18 protein-coding genes are annotated in these 21,805 nt (G+C 70.5%); 6 read left to right on the top strand and 12 right to left on the bottom strand.

Going from position 1 to position 21,805, the window contains the following annotated elements:
* Nucleotides 1-15: 15 nt before the first annotated feature.
* Nucleotides 16-273: a hypothetical protein gene (locus OHO83_RS28385; protein ID WP_100594082.1), complete on the bottom strand. Its 258-nt coding sequence runs from the start codon at nucleotides 271-273 to the stop codon at nucleotides 16-18.
* 212 nt (nucleotides 274-485) lie between these two features.
* Between OHO83_RS28385 and OHO83_RS28390 the strand changes: the two genes are divergently transcribed.
* Nucleotides 486-2,066, top strand: a complete 1,581-nt coding sequence (locus tag OHO83_RS28390; RefSeq protein ID WP_266676361.1) for a purple acid phosphatase family protein — start codon at nucleotides 486-488, stop codon at nucleotides 2,064-2,066.
* A gap of 244 nt (nucleotides 2,067-2,310) precedes the next feature.
* Complete coding sequence (locus OHO83_RS28395) at nucleotides 2,311-3,930, top strand: beta-N-acetylhexosaminidase (protein WP_330279906.1); 1,620 nt, start codon at nucleotides 2,311-2,313, stop codon at nucleotides 3,928-3,930.
* 84 nt (nucleotides 3,931-4,014) lie between these two features.
* Here the strand turns inward: OHO83_RS28395 and OHO83_RS28400 are convergent, their stop codons facing one another.
* From OHO83_RS28400 to OHO83_RS28445, 10 genes are all read right to left on the bottom strand, one after another.
* A complete protein-coding gene (locus tag OHO83_RS28400; RefSeq protein ID WP_266670775.1) occupies nucleotides 4,015-5,787 on the bottom strand; it encodes an IucA/IucC family protein in 1,773 nt (590 codons plus the stop codon).
* A complete protein-coding gene (locus tag OHO83_RS28405) occupies nucleotides 5,784-6,344 on the bottom strand; it encodes a GNAT family N-acetyltransferase (protein ID WP_329435088.1) in 561 nt (186 codons plus the stop codon). The genes OHO83_RS28400 and OHO83_RS28405 overlap by 4 nt, the downstream gene beginning before the upstream one ends.
* Nucleotides 6,341-7,621, bottom strand: coding sequence for a lysine N(6)-hydroxylase/L-ornithine N(5)-oxygenase family protein (locus OHO83_RS28410; RefSeq protein WP_266670771.1), 1,281 nt, complete (start codon nucleotides 7,619-7,621; stop codon nucleotides 6,341-6,343). The genes OHO83_RS28405 and OHO83_RS28410 overlap by 4 nt, the downstream gene beginning before the upstream one ends.
* Nucleotides 7,605-9,056, bottom strand: coding sequence for a lysine decarboxylase DesA (gene desA, locus OHO83_RS28415; protein ID WP_329435090.1), 1,452 nt, complete (start codon nucleotides 9,054-9,056; stop codon nucleotides 7,605-7,607). Before desA ends, OHO83_RS28410 begins: the two co-directional genes overlap by 17 nt.
* Before the next feature lie 153 nt (nucleotides 9,057-9,209).
* Nucleotides 9,210-10,097: a siderophore-interacting protein gene (locus OHO83_RS28420; protein ID WP_329435091.1), complete on the bottom strand. Its 888-nt coding sequence runs from the start codon at nucleotides 10,095-10,097 to the stop codon at nucleotides 9,210-9,212.
* A gap of 5 nt (nucleotides 10,098-10,102) precedes the next feature.
* Nucleotides 10,103-11,146, bottom strand: a complete 1,044-nt coding sequence (locus OHO83_RS28425) for an ABC transporter substrate-binding protein (protein ID WP_330279907.1) — start codon at nucleotides 11,144-11,146, stop codon at nucleotides 10,103-10,105.
* A 104-nt stretch (nucleotides 11,147-11,250) separates the two neighbouring features.
* Nucleotides 11,251-12,411, bottom strand: coding sequence for an acyl-CoA dehydrogenase family protein (locus tag OHO83_RS28430; protein WP_330279908.1), 1,161 nt, complete (start codon nucleotides 12,409-12,411; stop codon nucleotides 11,251-11,253).
* 5 nt (nucleotides 12,412-12,416) lie between these two features.
* Nucleotides 12,417-13,388 carry a hydroxymethylglutaryl-CoA lyase gene (locus OHO83_RS28435; protein ID WP_266670761.1) on the bottom strand — a complete coding sequence of 324 codons (972 nt, stop codon included), beginning with the start codon at nucleotides 13,386-13,388 and terminating at the stop codon, nucleotides 12,417-12,419.
* Nucleotides 13,385-15,322: an acetyl-CoA carboxylase biotin carboxylase subunit gene (locus OHO83_RS28440; protein ID WP_330280802.1), complete on the bottom strand. Its 1,938-nt coding sequence runs from the start codon at nucleotides 15,320-15,322 to the stop codon at nucleotides 13,385-13,387. The genes OHO83_RS28435 and OHO83_RS28440 overlap by 4 nt, the downstream gene beginning before the upstream one ends.
* A 19-nt stretch (nucleotides 15,323-15,341) precedes the next feature.
* The gene (locus OHO83_RS28445; RefSeq protein WP_330279909.1) at nucleotides 15,342-16,964 is read right to left on the bottom strand and encodes a carboxyl transferase domain-containing protein; all 1,623 of its coding nucleotides are present in this window, start codon (nucleotides 16,962-16,964) and stop codon (nucleotides 15,342-15,344) included.
* Between the two features lie 111 nt (nucleotides 16,965-17,075).
* On the opposite strand from OHO83_RS28445, the gene OHO83_RS28450 reads away from it, so the two are divergent.
* From OHO83_RS28450 to OHO83_RS28465, 4 genes are all read left to right on the top strand, one after another.
* Nucleotides 17,076-17,663, top strand: a complete 588-nt coding sequence (locus tag OHO83_RS28450) for an SACE_7040 family transcriptional regulator (RefSeq protein WP_100594093.1) — start codon at nucleotides 17,076-17,078, stop codon at nucleotides 17,661-17,663.
* 235 nt (nucleotides 17,664-17,898) lie between these two features.
* A complete protein-coding gene (locus OHO83_RS28455) occupies nucleotides 17,899-19,056 on the top strand; it encodes an acyl-CoA dehydrogenase family protein (RefSeq protein WP_100594312.1) in 1,158 nt (385 codons plus the stop codon).
* Between the two features lie 36 nt (nucleotides 19,057-19,092).
* Complete coding sequence (locus tag OHO83_RS28460) at nucleotides 19,093-19,974, top strand: acyl-CoA thioesterase (RefSeq protein ID WP_266670756.1); 882 nt, start codon at nucleotides 19,093-19,095, stop codon at nucleotides 19,972-19,974.
* 47 nt (nucleotides 19,975-20,021) lie between these two features.
* The gene (locus OHO83_RS28465) at nucleotides 20,022-21,011 is read left to right on the top strand and encodes a cation diffusion facilitator family transporter (RefSeq protein ID WP_330279910.1); all 990 of its coding nucleotides are present in this window, start codon (nucleotides 20,022-20,024) and stop codon (nucleotides 21,009-21,011) included.
* On the opposite strand, the gene OHO83_RS28470 is transcribed toward OHO83_RS28465, so the two are convergent.
* Nucleotides 20,995-21,792: a phosphatase gene (locus tag OHO83_RS28470; RefSeq protein ID WP_266670752.1), complete on the bottom strand. Its 798-nt coding sequence runs from the start codon at nucleotides 21,790-21,792 to the stop codon at nucleotides 20,995-20,997. The two genes, OHO83_RS28465 and OHO83_RS28470, sit on opposite strands and share 17 nt — an antisense overlap.
* Nucleotides 21,793-21,805 lie beyond the last annotated feature (13 nt).

A 21,805-nucleotide genomic window follows, 5' to 3' on the forward strand; every position in this document is an offset into this window, starting at 1 on the left:
TGTGACTGATCCCCTCTAGCCGTAGACGATGCGCCGCAGCTGCCGCAGGGACAGCTCGGGCGGCGCGACCGCGCGGTACTTCAGGTCCGCCGAGATCCGTTCGAAGATCTCCGCGTTCACCAGGCCCTGACCCTGGAGCTCGCGGTGGCGGCGACGGACGAACACCTCGGTCGTCTCGTCGAAGTAGGCGAGCACGTCCTGGATCACCCGCAGTGCCTCGCCCCGGTTCAGGGGCGAACTGCGCGTCAGATGATCGACAAGTTCGTCGTGCACTCGGATGATCCTGGAGGAAGAGGGGACTGTTCGCAAGAATTCTGCCCGATTTCGGGCAGAGGTGCGTCATCCGGCGCGGGCGCCGGGGTTCTTGGGGCAGCTGTGGTCAAGGCTTGAAGGGCGCCATGCCGCTTGTTCCCGCTGCGTTCACATGCCGTATCCGGCCGGTATGAGTGACCCGAGCAACTTTTCCGGTCATGGACATTCCCCGTATGGGCGTACCCGAGCAGCTTGCCGACCGGAGCCTGGCCGAGCAGCACGAGTACCTGCGCAGCAAGTTCTCCCGCCGCACGATGATGCGCGGCGGCGCCGTCACCCTGGGCGCGATAGCGGGCGGCGCCTTCGTGCCGGGCGCCGCGAGCGCCGCCGTCCCCACGCAGACCGGGCGGACCCCCGGCCACGTACCCGCCGCCCAGAAGGTCGACGGCGCGCTCGTCGCGCCCTTCGCCCGCCACCTCGCCTACGGCACGGACGCCCGCACCGAGATGACCGTCTCCTGGCAGGTCCCGGTCGCCGTCAAGAACCCGTACATCCGCGTCGGAGTCCACCCCTGGGACCTGTCGCGGAAGATCGAGGCCGAGGTCCGGCCCCTCTACACCCCGGCCGGGGTCGGCACCGGCGCCGACCACACCCAGTACTACCTCCACGCCCAGCTGACCCGGCTGCGCCCCGGCACCACCTATTACTACGGCGTCGGCCACGACGGCTTCGACCCGGCGGCCGCACATCTGGCCGGCACGCTCGGCACCTTCAGGACGGCGCCCTCGCACCGCGAGCCGTTCACCTTCACGGCCTTCGGCGACCAGGGCGTCAGCTACCACGCGCTGGCCAACGACAGCCTGATCCTGGCGCAGAACCCGGCGTTCCACCTGCACGCCGGAGACATCGCCTACGCCGACCCGTCGGGTTCGGGCCAGACCGCCGACACGTTCGACGCCCGCACCTGGGACCAGTTCCTCGCCCAGACGGAGTCCGTCGCCAAGCAGGTGCCGTGGATGGTCGCGTACGGCAACCACGACATGGAGGCCTGGTACGCGCCGCACGGCTACGGCAGTCAGCAGGCCCGCTTCACCCTGCCGGACAACGGCCCCGACGCGAAGAACTTGCCCGGCGTCTACTCCTTCGTGCACGGCAACACGGCGGTCATCTCGCTCGACGCCAACGACGTGTCCTGGGAGATCCCGGCCAACCTCGGCCTGTCCGGCGGCACACAGACCTCGTGGTTCGAGCGCCAGCTGAAGAAGTTCCGCGCCGACCGCGACATCGACTTCATCGTGGTCTTCTTCCACCACTGCGCGTACTGCACCGCCACGAGCCACGCCTCCGAGGGTGGTGTGCGCAAGGAGTGGGTGCCGCTGTTCGAGAAGTACACCGTCGACCTCGTCATCAACGGGCACAACCACGTCTACGAGCGCACCGACGTGCTCAAGGGCGACCGGGTCACCAAGGAGCTGCCGATCGGCGGCACGGCGTACCCCGAGACGGACGGCATCGTCTACGTCACCGCGGGCGCCGCGGGCCGGAGCCTGTACGCGTTCCCGGTCGACGACACGTACGAGGGGCACGAGAAGGAGATCGACCCCTTCACGTCCTTCGTCGTCCAGCCCGACGGCAGCAAGAAGAACATCACCGTCGACTGGTCGCGCGTGCGCTACACGAACTACTCGTTCCTGCGCGTCGACGTGGAGCCGGCGCCGGCGGGCCACACGGCGAAGCTGACGGTGCGGGGCCTCGCGGAGACCGGTGAGGAGATCGATCGCTTCGTCATCGCGCGCAAGGTGCGGCGGGGCTGAGACCACTGCGGGGCCCGCCCCTTCGGGAAGGGGCGGGCCCCGCGCTGCGTCTCCCGCGGGCGCCGTCAACGCGCCTGACGGAAGGGCCAGTTCACCCAGGGTCTCTGTCGTCCACCCCGGTAAGAATTGGTCTACACCCTTGACCCGCTCATGGGGCGGACGGTACCCATGGTGACTGTTCGGCTGCACAGATGTGAAACCCCCCCGCGATCCACGACCTAGTCGCTCGTCGAAGGGACCGTTTGTGAGACAGCAACAGAAGCAGCGCCGCAGGACCGCCCGGCTGTTCGGTTCGCTGCTGCTCGTCGCAGCCGCGGGGGTGTCCGCCGTCGGCGCCGCCCCGTCACCGGGTGCGGGATCCGCCGCCGCGACCCCGCTGGGCCAGGTGGTGCCCGCTCCGGCCTCGGTGGTCGCGGGCGGACCGGCGTACGAGATCACCTCGAAGACACGGATCCGCGTCGAGCGGGACTCGAAGGAGGCGCAGCGCGTCGCCGACTACCTCGCGGGCGTGCTCAGGCCCTCCACCGGCTACCGGCTGCCCATCACGGGCCAGGGCGGCCACGACGGCATCCGTCTCGAACTCAGCGGCAAAGCAAAGGACCTGGGGGACGAGGGGTACCGGCTCGTGTCCGGCCGCGGCTCCCTCACCATCACCGCCCACAAGGCCGCCGGTCTCTTCCACGGCGTGCAGACCCTGCGCCAGCAGCTGCCCGCCGAGGTGGAGAAGGGCAGCAGGCAGACCGGGCCGTGGCTCGTCGCGGGCGGCACCATCGAGGACAGCCCCCGGTACGGCTACCGCGGCGCCATGCTCGACGTCTCCCGGCACTTCTTCGGGGTCGACAAGGTCAAGCGCTACATCGACGAACTCGCCCTGTACAAGGTCAACAAGCTGCATCTGCACCTCAGTGACGACCAGGGGTGGCGCATCGCCGTCGACTCCTGGCCGAAGCTCGCCACGTACGGCGGGTCCACGCAGGTCGGCGGCGGGCAGGGCGGCTACTTCACCAAGGCCCAGTACAAGGAGATCGTCCGGTACGCCGCCTCGCGGTATCTGGAGGTCATCCCCGAGATCGACATGCCGGGCCACACGAACGCGGCGCTCGCCTCGTACGCGGAGCTGAACTGCGACGGCGTCGCGCCGCCGCTCTACACCGGCACGAACGTCGGCTTCAGCTCGCTGTGCGTCAACAAGGACCGCACGTACGACTTCGTCGACGACGTGATCCGTGAGCTCGCCGCCATCACGCCCGGCAAGTACCTCCACATCGGCGGCGACGAGGCGCACTCGACCAGCCATGAGGACTACGTCACGTTCATGGACAAGGTGCAGCCGATCGTCGCCAAGTACGGGAAGACCGTGATCGGCTGGCACCAGCTGACCGGCGCCACTCCGGCGAAGGGCGCCCTCGCCCAGTACTGGGGCCTCGACGGGACCAGCGCGGCCGAGAAGGCGCAGGTCGCGGCGGCGGCGCAGAAGGGGACGGGGATCGTCATGTCGCCGGCCGACCGTCTCTACCTCGACATGAAGTACAACAAGGACACCCCGCTCGGCCTCGCCTGGGCCGGGTACGTCGAGGTGCAGCGCTCGTACGACTGGAACCCGGGCAGCTACCTTCCGGGCGTTCCGGCGTCGGCCGTCCGGGGCGTCGAGGCGCCGCTGTGGTCGGAGACCCTGTCGACCTCCGCGCAGGTCGAGTACATGGCCTTCCCGAGGCTGCCGGGTGTCGCCGAACTGGGCTGGTCCCCGGAGGCCACGCACGACTGGGACACGTACAAGGTGCGGCTCGCGGCGCAGGCTCCGCGCTGGGACGCGCTCGGCATCGGCTACTACAAGTCGGCGCAGGTGCCCTGGCCCGCGGGCTAGGGCACAGCAGGCGAGCGAGTGGGGCTTCCCGACCCGCGACGCAGTCGCTATGGACTGCAGCGTCTCGGGGAGCCCCACTCACGTCTACGCGATCGGGTTCGGCAGTGTCCCGATCAGCTGAAGGGCCCCCGCCGGGTCCGCGAGGTCCACCATCTGCTCGTTGTTGCGCAGCTGGAGCCGGTTGAGGCAGGACAGCGTGAACTCCGGGGCGAACATGTCGTACTGCCGGAATTTGTCGGCGAGCTGGGGAGCCGACTCCTGGTAGTCGCGGACACAGTCGGCGACCGCCTGCCAGAACGTGTCCTCGTCCAGCACGCCCTCCGTGACCAGGTTCGCCGCGAGGAAGCGGAAGAAGCAGTCGAAGACGTCCGTGAAGACGGACAGCAGTTTCTGGTCGTCGGGAACCTCGACCCGGATCCGGTCGACGCCCGGCGGGAGGACCGCGTCGGGGTCCATGACCGCGATCTCCTCGGCGATGTCCTTGAAGATCGCCCGCTGGACCGTGCCGTCCTCACCGAGCACCAGGATGACGTTCTCGCCGTGCGGCATGTACACGAGGTCGTACGCGTAGAAGCTGTGCAGCAGCGGCGTGAGGTACGACCGCAGGTACGGGCGCAGCCACTCGGCGGGCGTCAGGCCCGAGCGCTCGACGAGGGCCGCGGCGAACGAGCGGCCGTCGGCGTCGACATGGAGCAGCGAGGCCATCGTGGCGAGGCGCTCCCCGTCGGCCAGGGACGGGACGGGCGACTCGCGCCACAGGGCGGCGAGCATTTTGCGGTACGGGGAGTAGCGGTCGGTCGCGGCCTCGTACTCCAGGTGCCGGTAGCCGACGGCGGCGCGCTCGCGGATGATCGAGAGACCGGTCGCTTTGAGGACCTCGTCGTTCTCGATGAGCTGGGCGAGCCAGTCGTTGATGGCCGGCGTGGCCTCCATGTACGAGGCGGACAGGCCGCGCATGAAGCCCATGTTGATGACGGACAGGGCCGTCTTCACGTAGTGCCGCTCCGGGTGCGACGCGTTGAAGAACGTGCGGATCGACTGCTGCGCGAGGTACTCGTCGTCGCCCTCGCCGAGGAGCACCAGACGGCGCTGGGCGACCTCGGCCGCGAAGGTGACCGAGAGCTTGTTCCACCACTGCCAGGGGTGGACGGGGATGAGCAGGTAGTCGTCCGGGTCCAAGCCCTGGTCCGTGAGCGTGGCGGCGAACCGCGCGAGGGTCTCCTCGCCGAGCTCGGCACGCAGGTGGGACTCGTAGTCGAGCCCGGCACCGGCCGTGAACGCGGCCCGCTCCCGTGTCGCCGCCAGCCAGATCAGCCGGATCGGGCTCGCGGTCTCGGGGGCGTACGAGAGGTACTCGTGGACGCCGAAGCCGAGCCTGCCGTTGTTGGCGACGAAGCAGGGGTGGCCCTCGGTCATGCCCGTCTCGATCTCCTGGAAGGAGCCGTCGAGTGCGAGGGAGGCCGCGGTCATCGGGGTCTTGGCGAGCTTGTAGCAGGTGCCGGAGAGGGTGGAGGAGATCTCCTCCAGGTAGACCGGCAGGATCGCGTCGCTCAGGCCGAGCGAGGTCTTCAGCTCGATGAGGAACTCCAGCGCGCTGAGCGGGAGTTCGGTGCCGTCGCGGTGACGCGAGATCGAGTCCGCGGCGACCTGCCAGTGGTCGAGACGCATGCGGCGGGCGGTGAAGCGGTACTCGGTCGCGCCGTCGTCGGAGCGCACCGAGTACCGGTCGTCGCCGAGGGACTCCGGCGTGAGGAGGCGCTCGTGGGTGAATTCGGCGAGTGCCTTGCGGATGAGGAGGCGGTTGGCCTCGGCCCAGCGCTCGGGGGAGAGATGGGTGACGGCGTCGGAGAGCGTCATACGGCGGCCACCTCCGTGGCGGCGAGGAACTGCTCGCGCGTGCAGAAGCTGAGCAGCGCCTGCTTCTCGGGCTTCTGGATGACACGCGCGGGGACGAAGCCGACGGCCTCGTTCAGGGCGTGCACGGCCTTGTTGCGCACGTCGGGCTCGACGACGACGCGCCGGGCCGCAGGGTCGGCGAACAGGAACTCCATCACCGTGGTGATCACGGCGCGGGTGAAGCCGGGGATGCGGACGTCGCTGGGCGCCGTCAGGAAGTGCATGCCGACGTCGCCGGGCTCGGGCTCGTACAGACCGACGAGTTCGACGTGCGCCGGGTCGTAGCGCTCCATGAGGAAGGCGGGTTCGCCGTCGTGGAGGCCTATGAACGCGTCGTGGTGCCCGGCGGCGGCTATCGCCATGTACTCGCGCTCCACGTCCTGCAGTTTCGCGTCCTGCATCAGCCAGAACGCGGCCTTGGGGTCGGTGACCCAGCGGTGCAGCAGCTCGGCGTCCGCGATCGGGTCGAGGGGGCGGATGCTGAAGGTGCCGGTGGGGGAGCCGGTGGGGGTGCTCATGCGGCGAACTCCTGGAACGCGATGGTCTTTTCTACGGGGTAGTACTCGGTGCCGAGCAGCTCACGGATGATGTACGCGTTGCGGTACGCGCCCATGCCCAGGTCTGGCGAGGTGATCGAGTGCGTGTGCACGCCGGCGTTCTGGACGAACACGCCGCGGCCCGTGGTGTCGACGGAGTAGTTGCGGGCGAGGTCGAAGCGGCCCCGGCTGTCCCAGTTGAGGCGGTCACGGACCGGCTCCAGGAAGGCGGGCGTCTCGTACTTGTAGCCCGTGGCCAGGATCAGGCCGTCGGTGCGCAGCTCGAAGTCCTTGTCCTGCTCCTCCTGGCGCAGGCCGAGCGTGTACGTGCCGTTCTCGTAACTCGCGCTCTGCAGAGCCGAGTTGGTGAGCAGCCGGGTGGGGACGGGGCCGGCCAGGTTCTTCTGGTAGAGCAGGTCGAAGATCTCGTTGATGAGGTCGCCGTCGATGCCCTTGAAGAGGTTCTTCTGCTGGGTCTCCAGGCGGTAGCGGGTCTCCTCGGGCAGCGCGTGGAAGTAGTCCACGTACTCGGGGGAGGTCATCTCCAGCGTCAGCTTCGTGTACTCGAGGGGGAAGAAGCGCGGGGAGCGGGTGACCCAGTTGAGGCGGTAGCCGTGGACGTCGATCTCGCTGAGGAGGTCGTAGTAGATCTCCGCCGCGGACTGGCCGCTGCCGACGAGGGTGATCGAGTCCTTCCGCTGGAGCTCCTGCTTGTGGTGCAGGTAGCGGGAGTTGTGGATCGCGTCGCCGCCGAGGCCCCGGCAGGGCTCGGGGATGTGCGGCGGGGTGCCGGTGCCGAGGACGAGGCGCGGCGCGCGGTAGGTCTCGCCTCCCTCGGTGCTCACGACGTACACCTCGGCGGCCTCGTCGTACGAGACCCGCGTGACGGTCGTGCCGAAGCGGATGCTGGTGAGTTTCGCGGCGGCCCAGCGGCAGTAGTCGTTGTACTCGGTCCGCAGGGGATAGAAGTTCTCGCGGATGTAGAAGGAGTACAGCCGTCCCGATTCCTTGAGGTAGTTCAGGAAGGAGTACGGGGAGGTCGGGTCGGCGAGCGTGACCAGGTCCGACATGAACGGCGTCTGGAGGTGGGCGCCCTCGAGGAACATCCCCGAGTGCCACTCGAAGTCCGGCTTGGACTCCAGGAAGACGCCGTTCAGTTCGGCTATCGGCTCGGTGAGGGCGGCCAGGCCGAGGTTGAAGGGGCCGAGGCCGATCCCGATGAAGTCGAGGGGATCAGGGGACTCAGGAAGCTTCGACAAGGTTCTCTCCCAGGTACTGCTCGGCATGGCCGGCGATCAGATCGAGGACCGCGACGATGTCGTCGACGGTGGTCTCGGGGTTGAGCAGGGTGAACTTCAGGTAGTGGCGGCCGCCCACCTTGGTGCCCGCGACGATGGCGTCGCCGGAGGCGAACAGGGCCTTGCGGGCGTACAGGTTGGCGCGGTCGATCTCGGCGGGGTCGGTGACGCCGGCCGGGATGTGGCGGAAGACGAGGGTGGACAGCTGCGGCTCGACGACGACGTCGAACCGGGGGTCCGCGGCGAGCAGCTCCCAGGCCTTCCCGGCCAGGTCGCACACCTCGTCGAAGAGCTGCCCGACACCGTCGGCTCCCATCACGCGCAGTGTCATCCACAGCTTGAGCGCGTCGAAGCGGCGGGTCGTCTGGAGGGACTTGTCGACCTGGTTGGGGATGCGCTCGGTGACCATGCGGCGCGGGTTGAGGTAGTCGGCGTGGTACGTGGCGTGCCGCAGGGTGGCCGTGTCGCGGACCAGCACGGCGCTCGAACTCACGGGCTGGAAGAACGACTTGTGGTAGTCGACGGTCACGGAGTCGGCGCGCTCGATGCCGTCGAGGAGGTGCCGGTTCTTGACGGAGGCGAGGAGCCCGCAGCCGTACGCGGCGTCGACGTGCATCCAGGTGCCGTACTGGGCGCAGAGCTCGGCGATCTCGGGGAGCGGGTCGATGGAGCCGAAGTCGGTGGTCCCTGCCGTGGCGACGACCGCCATGGGCACGAGCCCCTCCTCGCGGCAGCGCTCCAGCTCCCGCGCGAGGGCGACGGTCTGCATCCGCTTGTCGCGGTCCACGGGGATGGTGACCACGGCGTCAGGGCCGAGGCCGAGGAGCGTCGCGGACTTCTTGACACTGAAGTGGCTGACCTCGGAGGCGAACACCCGCATCCTCGTGGGGTGTTCGGCGTGCTCCGACTTGGTCTCGTCGCGGGCGAGCAGCAGCGCCTGGAGGTTGGACTGGGAGCCGCCGGAGGTGAAGACGCCGTCGGCGGCGGGGCCGAGGCCGATACGGCTCGTGGTCCAGTCGATGAGCTTGCGCTCGATCAGGGTGCCGCCGGCCGACTGGTCCCAGGTGTCGAGGGAGGAGTTGACCGCGGAGAGCACGGCCTCGCCGACCACGGCCGGGATGACGACCGGGCAGTTGAGGTGGGCGAGGTAGCGCGGGTGGTGGAAGTAGACCGCGTCGCGGAGGTAGACCTCTTCGAGCTCGTCCAGGGCGGCGGTGGTGTCGAGGAGGGGCTTGTCCAGGTCCACGGCGTCGATGCGGGGGGTGAGCTCGTCGACCGTGACCCCGGTGAACGGCCGGTCGGTGGTGGCGAGTTTGGCCGCCACCCGCTCGATTCCCTCGGTCACGGAACGGCGGTAGTGCTCCGCGGTCGTGTCGTTGAGCAGGTGCGAGCGCATGAACGATCCTCCGGGTGGGGGCAGGAATGCGGGTGAGCGGGGAAGGCGGGCGGCATGGGAGAGGGGCGAGGCCCCAGCACTTGACTTAGGTTAGCCTAACCTAAGTTGTGCTTGCGACCCCGCCCCTCATGAGTGGCCGGAATGTGCTGACCGTCAGTCCTCGGCGGCGGCCTCCTGGGCCTCGGCGACGCGCAGACCGTCCTCGCTGAGCCCCTTGCGCCAGTAGCCGACGAACGTCACCGACCGCTTGTCGTAGGCGCGTTCGCGCACGAGATGGCGGCGCAGCTGCTTCATGGTTCCGGACTCGCCCGCGAGCCAGGCGTACGGACTGGACGCGTCCGGCAGGTCGGCCGCGCGGATCGCGTCCAGCGCGGACGGCGCATTCTCGTCACGCACGAGCCAGGTGACGGTGACGTCCCCCGAGGTCTCGATCGCCGGGATGTCCGCGCGGTGCGGGACCTCCAGCCAGACGTGCGCGGGCAGTTCCGGCGGCAGCCAGGCGAGGATGCCCAGGGCGGCGGGCAGGGCGGTCTCGTCGCCCCACATCAGGACGTGGTCGGCGCCCTCGTGGGGGCGGCAGCGCACGGCCGTGTTGTCGGCGACCGCCGGGCCGAGGACCGTCACGCGGTCACCGGCCTTCGCCGCCTCGGCCCAGACGCAGGCGGGGCCCGCGCCGCCGGGGCCGTCGTGGTGCAGGACGAAGTCGATGTCGACCTCGCCGGGTTCACCGGGCGCGCGGCGCTGCCCGCTGACGGTGTACGAGCGCATCACGGCCCGCACGTCGTCCGGGAGCGCCCGGTATGCGGCGTGCCAGGCGCGGCCGTCGTCACCCGGCTCGGCGGCCGGCAGGACGGGGGCCTCCTGGCCCGGCCGCGGCAGGAACAGCGACAGGCTCTGGTCGCGGCCTCCGGTGTGGAAGTCCACGAGGTCGGGCCCCGTGAACGTCACGCGCTGCAGCGACGGACCGAGCCGCCGCGTCCGCGCGACCTGGAGGTCGAAGAACCGGAAGGGTGCGATCGCGGGGGACTCGGTCGTCGTCATGTGTGTCAGCCGACCTTCTTCGCCTTCTCGATGGCCTCGGCGAGGTCCTCGAGGATCGGGGCGCACTTGGCGTACGAGTAGATGGGCTCGGTGACGCGGGGGATGACCTGGCCGGCCTTGACGGCGGGCAGCTGCTTCCAGGTGGCCTTGTCGAGGTCGGCGGGCTGGATGGCCGACGTCCGGTTGTCCATCATGATGATGTCCGCCGGGTGGGCGTCGATGTTCTCCCAGCTGAGGTTCTCGAACCAGCCGCCGCTGGCCTTCTTCGCCTTCTCCGTGGGCTCCACGATGTTCACGCCGAGCGACTTGAAGTACTCCAGGTCGGCGGAGAGGTTGGAGCCGGAGACGTAGAAGATGTCCTGGCTCGCGGAGCCGATGAGCACCCGGATCTCGGGGCGGGCCTTGGCGGCCTTGCGCAGGCGGGCGGCCGCGTCCTCGAAGCGCTTCTTCGCCTTGACGGTCTTCTCGGCCTTCACGTCCGCGCCGAGCGACCCGGCGAGTTCGAGCAGGCGCGCCAGCGGCTGGGTCATCTGCCGGTCGTAGACGGAGATGCCGACGCTCGGGGCGAGCTCGAGGATCTTGTCCGCGGACTCCTCGGGGACGTACCAGAGGGTGCCCTTCTCGTCGAACATCGTCGAGACGAGGAGGTCGGGGGCGAGCGCCGCGTACTTCTCGATCTTGAACTCGCCCCAGGTGTTGCCGATGACCGTCAGCTTGCTGACGTCCATGTCGCCGGCCTGCACGTCGGCCTTGCCGCCCTTGGTCGTCGTCGGGCCGAAGACGCCCTTGACCTCGATGCCGTAGTCGAACAGGGCGGCGGCGACACCGGTGAACGCGACGATGTTCGCCGGGGTCTTGTCGCTCTTCGCCGTCGTGCCGCGGTCGTCCTTGAAGGACCAGGGGCCGGACTTGGCGCTGCCCGACTTGGCGCCCGAGCCACTGTCCTTGGAATCGCTGCCGCAGGCGGCGAGCGCGGCTCCGAGGCCGAGGGCGCCGCCCGCGGCGAGGATGCCGCGACGGGAAGGGGTGGTGAGACGGGCATGGCGCATGACAGTGGCTGCTTTCGTGACGAACGGAGGGCCGCTGGCCGGATTCTGGCTTAGGTTAACCTAACCTAAGCCGTTGTCCAGAGGGCCCCCTCGCCGCCGCCCTCTCAGCCCGTCAGGCCCAGCTCCCGCGCGATCAGCATGCGCTGCACCTCGCTCGTGCCCTCGCCGATCTCGAGGATCTTGGAGTCGCGCCACATACGGGCCACCGGGTACTCGTTCATGAAGCCGTAGCCCCCGTGGATCTGCGTGGCCTCTCGCGCGTTGTCGACCGCGATCGTCGACGAGTAGAGCTTGGCGAGCGCCGCCTCCTTCTTGAACGGCTCCCCGCTCACCAGCCGCGAGGCCGCGTCACGCCACGCGAGGCGGGACGTGTGCGCCTTCATCTCCATGTCGGCGATCTTGAACTGGATCGCCTGGTACGAGCCGATGTTGCGGCCGAACGCGTGCCGCTCCTTGGCGTACTTCACGGACTCGTCCACGCAGCCCTGCGCCAGACCGGTCGCCAGCGCGGCGATCGCGATGCGGCCCTCGTCCAAAATCCGCAGGAACTGGGCGAATCCGCGGCCCTGTTCGCCGAGCAGGTTCGCCGCGGGGACCCGCACGTCGTCGAAGTGCAGCTCACGCGTGTCCGACGCGTTCCAGCCGACCTTCGAGTACGGCGCCGCCACCGTGAAGCCCGGGGTGCCGGACGGCACGATGATCGAGGAGATCTGCGGCTTGCCCTCGGGGGAGCGGCCGGTGACCGCCGTGACCGTGACCAGACCGGTGATGTCCGTACCGGAGTTGGTGATGAAACACTTCGTGCCGTTGATCACCCACTCGCCGGTCGCCTCGTCGACCCTCGCCGTCGTACGGGTCGCGCCCGCGTCCGAGCCGCCGTCGGGCTCGGTCAGGCCGAACGCGCCGAGGATCTCGCCGGCGCACAGCCGCGGCAGCCACTCGGCCTTCTGCTCCTCGGTCCCGAACAGGTGGAGGGGCATCGCGCCGAGCGAGACGCCCGCCTCCAGCGTGATCGCCACGGACGAGTCGACACGCGCCAGCTCCTCCAGGGCGATCCCGAGGGCCAGATAGTCGCCGCCCATCCCGCCGTACTCCTCCGGGAAGGGCAGCCCGAACAGGCCCATGCGGCCCATCTCCCGCACGATCTCGTACGGGAACTCGTGCCGCTCGTAGAAGTCGCCGATCTTCGGGGCGACGACGTCGTGCGCGAACTCCTCGATGGTGCGGCGGAGTTCTTCGTGCTCGCTGCTCAGGCGGTGGTCCATCTTGTTCACTGCTCCTGTAGGGGCTGTGCCGTCTTCACGAGGGCGCGGACGGTGCGGGACGGGCTGGGCCGGCCCAGCTGTTCGGCCATCCACGCGCTGGTGGCGGTGAGACGGCCCAGGTCGACCCCGGTCTCGATGCCGAGGCCCGAAAGCATCCACACGAGGTCTTCGGTGGCGAGGTTTCCGGTGGCGCTCTTCGCGTAGGGGCAGCCGCCGAGGCCGCCCGCGGAGGCGTCCACGGTGGTCACTCCGTGCTGGAGCGCCGCGAGGGTGTTGGACAGGGCCTGGCCGTACGTGTCGTGGAAGTGCACGCCGATCGCGTTCGTCGGCACGCCCTCCTCGTTGAGCTCGGCCAGGAGCGTCTGGACGTGGCCCGGCGTCGCGACGCCGATCGTGTCGCCGAGGCTCAGCTCGTCACAGCCCATGTCCATCAGGGCCTTGGCGACCCGGACGACCTGGTGGACCGGGACGGCGCCCTCCCACGGGTCCCCGAAGCACATGGAGAGATAGCCGCGCACATGCGCCCGGCCCTCCTTGGCGCGGGTCACGACCGGCTCGAACATGGCGAGCGCCTCGTCCACCGTCCGGTTCAGATTGGCCTTGGCGAACGACTCCGTGGCGCTGGCGAACACGGCGACGCGGCGCGCCCCGAGCGCGAGGGCCCTGTCCAGACCCCGCTCGTTCGGCACGAGCACGGGCAGGTGCGGGCGGGGCTCGATGTCCTGAAGGAGCGGGAACAGGGCTTCCGCGTCGGCCAGTTGGGGCACCCACTTGGGGTGCACGAAGCTGGTCGCCTCGATGGTGGTCAGGCCCGCGGCCGCGAGGCGGTGCACGAACTCCGCCTTCACCTCCGTGGGGACCGTCGCCTTCTCGTTCTGCAGTCCGTCGCGCGCGCCGACCTCGTGGATCCGCACGCGCGCGGGCAGGTCCTGGGAGGGCACGACCATGGGCAGGGCGGTGGGTAGGGGGGTGCTCATGCCGTCATCTCCTCGTGCGGCGTGACGACCGCGAGGATCTGGTCCATCGCGACGGTCGTGCCCGGTGTGACGTCCAGTTCGGCCACGGTGCCGGCGTGCGGGGCGGAGATGACGTGCTCCATCTTCATCGCCTCGACCACCAGCAGGCTCTGCCCCGCGGCCACCTCGTCGCCGACGGCCACCTTCACCACGGTGACCGTGCCGGGCATCGGCGCGGTGAGGGAGTCGGCGCCGGAGTGCCCGGCGCCGGTCAGCGAGGCCGCCACCGGGTCGAAGTCCTGCACGTGCCAGGCGTCGCCTTCGCGGCCCAGCCAGTCACCTGCCCGGTGGAAGGTGTGGGTCAGGCCGTCCAGATGGACGGTGACGCTGTCGGGGCCGACGGTGTGGGTGCCGCGCGCGCGGTGCGTGACGGGTTCGAGTCCCGCGGCCTTGAGGTGGAAGTCGACCGGTGCGGGCGTGCCGCCCAGGCGCCAGCCGGTCGGCTGCGCGAACGGGTCGGTCCAGCCGGATCCCGACGGCGTCAGGGCCGCCCGGCGGACCGCGGCGGCCGCCTCGTACACCTCCTCCGGCACCTCGCCGGAGACCAGGCTGTCGGCCTCGCGCTCCACAAGCCCGGTGTCCAACTCGCCCGCCACGACCGCCGGGTGGGCGAGCAGCCGCCGCAGGAACCCGGCGTTCGTCGGCACGCCCAGCGTGACCGTCCCCGCGAGGGCGGCGCGCAGCTTGCGCAGGGCGGTCGCCCGGTCGGGCCCGTACGCGATGACCTTCGACAGCATCGGGTCGTACAGGCTCCCGACCTCCGTGCCCTCGCTGAGGCCGGAGTCGGTGCGCACCCCGTCGCCCTGCGGCTCGCGCAGGGCGACGACCGTGCCGCCCGACGGCAGGAAGCCGCGCGAGGGGTCCTCGGCGCAGATCCGCGCCTCGACGGCGTGCCCGGTCAGCTCGATGTCGTCCTGCGTGTACGGCAGTCGCTCACCGGCGGCGACCCGCAGCTGCCACTCCACCAGGTCGACGCCGGTGACCAGCTCCGTGACCGGGTGCTCCACCTGGAGGCGGGTGTTCATCTCCATGAAGTAGTACGACGAAGGGTCGTTGCCCGGCACGATGAACTCCACCGTGCCCGCGCCGCGGTATCCGCACGAGCGCGCCGCCTGTACCGCGGCCTCGCCCATCGCCGCGCGGGTCGCCTCGTCGAGGAGGACGCTCGGCGCCTCCTCGATGATCTTCTGGTGGCGGCGCTGGAGGGAGCACTCGCGCTCACCCAGGTGGATCACGTGTCCGTGGCCGTCGGCCAGGACCTGGATCTCGATGTGCCGGGGGCGGTCGACCCAGCGCTCCACGAGCAGGGTGTCGTCGCCGAAGGAGGCGCGGGCCTCGCGGCGTGCGGCCGCGATCTCGTCGCCGAGCAGCGCCTCGTCACGCACCAGGCGCATGCCCTTGCCGCCGCCGCCCGCGGACGGCTTGAGCAGCACGGGCATGCCGATCTCACGTGCCGCGTCCGCCAGTTGGGCGTCGGTCAGGCCGCTGCCGGACGAGCCGGGCACGACCGGGACCCCGGCCGCCTTCACCGTCTCCTTGGCGCGGATCTTGTCGCCCATGAGGGAGATCGCGTCGGCGGAGGGGCCGATGAAGACGAGGCCGGCGTCGGCGCAGGCCCGCGCGAACGCGGCGTTCTCCGCGAGGAAGCCGTAGCCCGGGTGGACGGCCTGCGCGCCCGTGCGCGCGGCCGCTTCGAGGAGCCGGTCCACGCGGAGGTAGCTCTCGCCCGCGGGCGGCGGCCCGATGCGGACCGCCGTGTCGGCCTCGCGCACATGGCGGGCGTCGGCGTCGGCGTCGCTGTACACGGCCACCGAGCGGATGCCGAGGGCCCGCAGCGTACGGATGACGCGGACGGCGATCTCGCCGCGGTTGGCCACAAGAACGGTGTCGAACATGCTCATGGGGTCCCTCCCCTCACATCCGGAAGACGCCGAAGCCGCCGGACTTCTCCGGCAGTGGCGCGTGGGCACAGGCGGTCAGGGCGAGGCCGAGGACCTGCCGGGTCTCCAGCGGGTCGATCACGCCGTCGTCCCAGAGCCGGGCCGTCGCGTAGTAGGCGTTCCCCTGCTCCTCGTACTGGGCCCGGATCGGAGCCTTGAAGGCGTCCTCGTCGTCGGCGGGCCACTGTTCGCCGCGCGCCTCCAGCTGGTCGCGCTTGACGGTCGCGAGGACGGAGGCGGCCTGCTCGCCGCCCATGACGGAGATCTTGGCGCCGGGCCACATCCACAGGAAGCGCGGCGAGTAGGCCCGGCCGCACATCGAGTAGTTCCCCGCGCCGTACGAGCCGCCGATCACGACGGTCAGCTTCGGTACACGCGTGCAGGCCACGGCGGTGACCATCTTGGCGCCGTGCTTGGCGATCCCGCCCGCCTCGTAGTCACGCCCCACCATGAAGCCCGAGATGTTCTGCAGGAACACCAGCGGGATGCCGCGCTGGTCGCACAGCTCGATGAAGTGCGCGCCCTTCTGGGCGGACTCGGAGAACAGGATGCCGTTGTTCGCGACGATCCCGACCGGGTGGCCGTGGATGCGGGCGAAGCCGGTGATGAGGGTCTGCCCGAACTCCGCCTTGAACTCGGCGAACCGCGAGCCGTCCACCACGCGCGCGATGACCTCCCGCACGTCGTACGGGGTGCGCGAGTCGACCGGCACCGCGCCGTACAGCCCCGCGGGGTCCACCTTCGGCTCGATCGCCGGGGTGACCGACCAGGGCAGCGGGCCGCGCTCCGGGAGCGTCGAGACGATCGTCCGCACGATCCGCAGCGCGTGCGCGTCGTCCTCGGCGAGATGGTCCGTGACGCCCGAGACCCGGGAGTGCACCTCGCCGCCGCCCAGCTCCTCGGCGGTGACGACCTCGCCGGTGGCGGCCTTCACCAGGGGCGGGCCGCCCAGGAAGATCGTGCCCTGATTGCGCACGATCACGGCCTCGTCGCTCATCGCCGGGACGTACGCGCCGCCCGCCGTGCACGAGCCGAGGACCGCCGCGATCTGGGGGATGCCGGCGCCCGACATCCGTGCCTGGTTGTAGAAGATCCGCCCGAAGTGCTCGCGGTCGGGGAAGACCTCGTCCTGCATCGGCAGGAAGGCGCCGCCCGAGTCCACCAGATAGACGCACGGCAGCCGGTTCTCCAGCGCCACCTCCTGGGCGCGCAGGTGCTTCTTCACCGTCATCGGGTAGTACGTGCCGCCCTTGACCGTCGCGTCATTGGCGACGATCACGCACTCGCGGCCGCTGACCCGCCCGATCCCGGCGATCACCCCGGCGGCCGGGGCCTGGTCCCCGTACATCCCGTCGGCCGCGAGCGGCGCCAGCTCCAGGAACGGGGAGCCCGGGTCGAGCAGTGCGTCCACGCGGTCGCGCGGCAGCAGCTTGCCGCGCGCGGTGTGGCGGGCGCGGGCCCGCTCACCGCCGCCGAGCCGGGCCGCGGCCAGCTTGCCGCGCAGCTCGTCGGCCAGCGCCTCGTGCGCCGCCTCGTTGGCCTTCCAGGCCTCCGAGGCGGGGTCCGCCGCGCTCGTCAGCTCCGGTGCCTCCTGCATCCCGCAGTCCCCTCATTCGGCTCGCGTCGTCCGGCTCCCGCTCGGTTAATGAGCGTTAACGCGTTTCCTTCAGGTTAACGACCGCTAACGTCGCTGTCTAGAATTACCTTCATGGCCACCAGAACCGACGCCCCCACCCGCCGCGAGCAGATCCTCAAGGAAGCCGCGCGCTTGTTCGCCGAGCGCGGGTTCCATGGAGTCGGCGTCGACGAGATAGGTGCCGCGGTCGGCATCAGCGGCCCCGGGCTCTACCGCCACTTCGCGGGCAAGGACGCGATGCTCGCGGAGCTGCTCGTCGGGATCAGCGGGCGGCTCCTGACCGGCGGCAAGCGCCGTCTCGCCGAGTCGGACGGCGGCGATCCCGAGGCGCTGCTCGACTCGCTCATCGAGGGGCACATCGACTTCGCCCTCGACGACCGCCCCCTGATCACCCTGCACGACCGTGAGCTGGACCGCCTGCGCGACAGCGACCGCAAGCTGGTGCGCCAGCTCCAGCGCCAGTACGTCGAGCTGTGGGTGGAGGCGGTGCGCGAGGTCTATCCGGGCCTGGTCGAGCAGCCCGCGAGGGCCGCCGTGCACGCGGTCTTTGGCCTGCTCAACTCGACCCCGCACCTCGGCAGGTCCGGCGGACTGCCCGGCCGTGAGGCGACGGCCGGCCTGCTGCACCGCATGGCCCGCGGGGCGTTCGAGGCCGCCTAGGGGTCCCCCGTGCCGCGTCACCGGAGAGCCCTGGTGGCCCCGCTGCGCGGCCTCCCCGGCGCCTTGTGATCGCACGCACCAGGCGCCGCCGGTCCCGTCCTCCGGGCGGACGACGGGAATCCGACGACGGGAACGCAGCGTGACGTGCGTCTCTGGACGCTCCAGAAACTGGCGGGTAACCTACGCTGAGCAAGCGCTTAGTCGTGCAGTGATGCCGTTTCCGAAGGAGCAGGTCGTGCGCCGTACCGTTTACAACGAGGACCACGAGGCGTTCCGGGACACCATCCGCGCCTTCATCGAGGCCGAGGTCGTGCCCGTCTACGACGAGTGGTTCGCGGCCGGGCAGGCCCCGCGCGACTTCTACTACAAGCTCGCCGAGCTCGGCGTCTTCGGTATCCGCGTGCCCGAGGAGTTCGGCGGCGCCGGCATCGACTCGTACAAGTTCGAGGCGGTGATGTACGAGGAGACCTCGCGCGCGGGCGTGCAGTTCGGCGGCTCCGGCGTGCACGTACTGCTCGGCCTTCCGTACATCAAGATGCTCGCCACCGACGAGCAGAAGAAGCGCTTCCTGCCGAAGTTCGTCTCCGGCGAGGAGATGTGGGCCCTCGCGATGACCGAGCCGGGCACCGGCTCCGACCTCGCGGGCATGAAGACCACCGCCAAGCTGAGCGAGGACGGCACGCACTACGTCCTCAACGGCGCCAAGACCTTCATCACCGGCGGTGTCCACGCCGACAAGGTGATCGTCTGCGCCCGCACCGACGCGCCCACCGCCGAGGACCGCCGCCACGGCATCTCCCTCTTCGCCGTGGACACCAAGTCCGAGGGCTACTCCATAGGCCGCAAGCTCGACAAGCTCGGCCTGAAGACCTCCGACACCGCCGAGCTGGCGTTCGTCGACGTGAAGGTCCCCGTCGAGGACCTCCTCGGCGAGGAGAACAAGGGCTTCTACTACCTCGGCCACAACCTCGCCTCCGAGCGCTGGGGCATCGCCTTCGGCGCCTACGCGCAGGCCAAGGCCGCCGTCCGGTTCGCCAAGGAGTACGTCCAGGAGCGCGCCGTCTTCGGCAAGCCCGTCGCCTCCTTCCAGAACACCAAGTTCGAACTGGCCGCCTGCCAGGCCGAGGTGGACGCCGCCGAGGCCGTCGCCGACCGCGCCCTGGAGGCCCTCGACGCGGGCGAGCTGACCCCCGCCGAGGCCGCCAGCGCCAAGCTGTTCTGCACCGAGGTCGCGCACCGCGTCATCGACCGCTGCCTCCAGCTGCACGGCGGCTACGGCTTCATGAACGAGTACCCGATCGCGCGCCTGTACGCGGACAACCGCGTCAACCGCATCTACGGCGGCACCAGCGAGATCATGAAGACGATCATCGCGAAGGACATGGGCCTGTAACCCGCCCGTCCCTCCGCCTTCTGTAGAACTGGCTGTATGAATCAGGCACTGGAGTCCCTGCTCGATCTGCTCGACCTGGAGCAGATCGAGCAGGACATCTTCCGCGGGCAGTCCCGCTCCGCCGTCGTCCCCCGGGTCTTCGGCGGACAGGTGGCCGCCCAGGCGCTCGTCGCCGCCGGGCGCACCGTTCCCGGCGAGCGGCACGCCCACTCGCTGCACGCGTACTTCCTGCGGCCCGGTGACCCGGGCGCGCCCATCGTGTACACGGTCGACCGGATCCGCGACGGGCGCTCCTTCACCACGCGCCGCGTCGTCGCCGTCCAGCACGGGCAGCCGATCTTCCATCTCTCGGCGTCCTTCCAGACGTACGAGGACGGGCTCGAGCACCAGGCGGCCATGCCGCCCGCGCCCGACCCCGAGACGCTGCCCACCGCCGCCGAGATGCTGCCGCGCTACGCCGACGCGTTCGTCGAGCCCGGTGTCGCCGAGCGGCTCCTCGAAGCGCGCGAGGCCGTCGACCTGCGGTACGTGGACGCGCCGCCGTTCGGCAGCGTGGGCACCCCGCAGGAGCCGCGCTCGCAGGTCTGGTTCCGTACGAACGGCAAGCTCCACGGCGTCATCGACGAGCCGCTGCTGCACGTCTGCCTCGCCACGTACGTCTCCGACATGACGCTCCTCGACTCCGTGCTGCTCGCGCACGGGCGCGGGGGATGGGCCGTGGGCGACGTCGTCGGCGCCTCGCTCGACCACGCGATGTGGTTCCACCGGCCGTTCCGCGCGGACGAATGGCTCCTGTACGACCAGGAGTCGCCGTCGGCCTCGGGCGGGCGCGGCCTTGGCCAGGCCCGCATCTACACGCGCGACGGACAGCTCGCCATCTCCGTGATCCAGGAGGGCGTCGTCCGCGTCCCACGGTGAGCCCGCGTGGTTCGCGGCGCGCGGGGATCGGACATACCGTCACGTGCATGGGCACGAGCGCTGAGCAGACGGGAACGGCCGGAGAGGACGGCGGGGGCGAGAGCGCCACCACCGTCCTCGTGGCGGCCGCCGCCAACCTCGGGATCGCCCTCGCCAAGGCCGTCGCCGGAATCATCAGCGGGTCGAGCGCCATGCTCTCGGAGGCCGCCCACTCGGTCGCCGACACGGTCACCGAGGTGCTGCTGCTCACCGCGCTGAAGCGCAGCGAGAAGCCCGCGGACGAGGAACATCCCCTCGGCTACGGGTCCGAGCGCTACATCTGGGCCATGCTCGCCGCCGTCGCCACGTTCGTCGGCGGCGCCGTCTTCTCGATCTACGACGGCATCCACACCCTCGTGGCCGGTGAGGAGCTCGGCGACCCGCTCGTCTCGTACATCGTGCTCGCCGTCGCCTTCCTGCTGGAGGGCTTCTCGCTGCGTACGGGGATCAGACAGGCCCGGGGCGAGGCCGAACGCATCGGGGCGCCCGTGGGCCGGTATCTGCAGCGCACCCCCGACACCGCCGTGAAGGCCGTCGTCCTGGAGGACGCGGCCGCCCTCGTCGGCCTGCTCCTCGCCGCGGGCGGACTGCTCGGCGGTCAGCTCACCGGCTCCGGCGTCTGGGACGCCATCGCCTCCCTGTGCATCGGCGCGCTGCTCCTGTACGTCGCCTGGGTCCTCGGACGGTCCAACGCCGAACTCCTCATCGGGCGCCCGCTGCCCAAGGCGGTCCGCCTGGAGATCCGCGAACTGCTCGCCGGTGTCGAGCACATCGAGGCCGTACTCGAACTGACCACCCTCGTCCAGGGCCCGCGCGAGGCGCTCGTCGCGGCGAAGGTCGACCTGCGCGACACCTCGACCGCCGCGCAGGTCGAGTGGGCCTGCGAGGAGGCGGCCGCCCGGCTGCGCGAGCGGTTCCCGAACGTGACCCGGGTCTACCTCGACCCGACGCCCGGGTTCGCGCAGCGGCGCGAGGAGGGGCTCAACCCGTGGGGCTGAGGCCCGCCGCGTCGAGGAGATACGCCGTCATCGGGTCGTAGTGGCGCGGGCTCGTGACGTGGTCGTCGAGCGGCACCGTCACCTGAAGGGTGCCCTCCGCCTCGCCGACGAACAGCGCCGGGTCGTTGCAGTCCGCGTATCCGATGGAGTCGATGCCCCGCTGGCCCGCGCAGCCCGCCCAGCCGTGGTCGGCGACGACGAGGTTCGGCAGCGGGCGTCCCTCGCGCTCCAGGCCGTCCAGGATCTGCGCCATGGGGTCCGGGGAATGCGTGTGCCAAAGGGTCGCGCCGCGCTCCAGGACCGCCACGTCCGCGAACTGGAAGACCATGCCCTCGCCCGTCGACAGGCCTTCGGGGATCACGACGATCTCGCAGCCCGCCGCGCGCAGCGCCGCGGCCGTCGCGCGGTGCACGTCGAGGAGCCCGCCCGGGTGGCCCGTCGCGAACAGGACGCGCTCCTTGCCGGCCGCCGCCTTGCGCAGCCGGGCGCCCATCCGGTCCAGGGCGTCGACCGTGAGCTGCGGGTCGATGGTGTCCTGGCCGAAGCGGTACTCGGGGTCGTCGTTCACGCCGCACCGCTCCGCCATCACCGCGAGGACGTCCTGCTCGTCGGTCCAGCGGTCGCCGAGCTCCAGGCCGAGCCAGTAGTGGCGGTCGCCGTTCGCGAGCCTGCGGTAGTGGGAGAGGTTGTTGTCGCGGGGTGTGGCCACGTCGCCCGCGATGCGGGTGCGGATCAGATGGTCGACGAGCGCGGCGCGGCTGGGGATCCCGGGTATCGGCATGCCCCCCATTGTG

It is taken from the genome of Streptomyces sp. NBC_00569, assembly GCF_036345255.1.
Classification (GTDB): domain Bacteria; phylum Actinomycetota; class Actinomycetes; order Streptomycetales; family Streptomycetaceae; genus Streptomyces.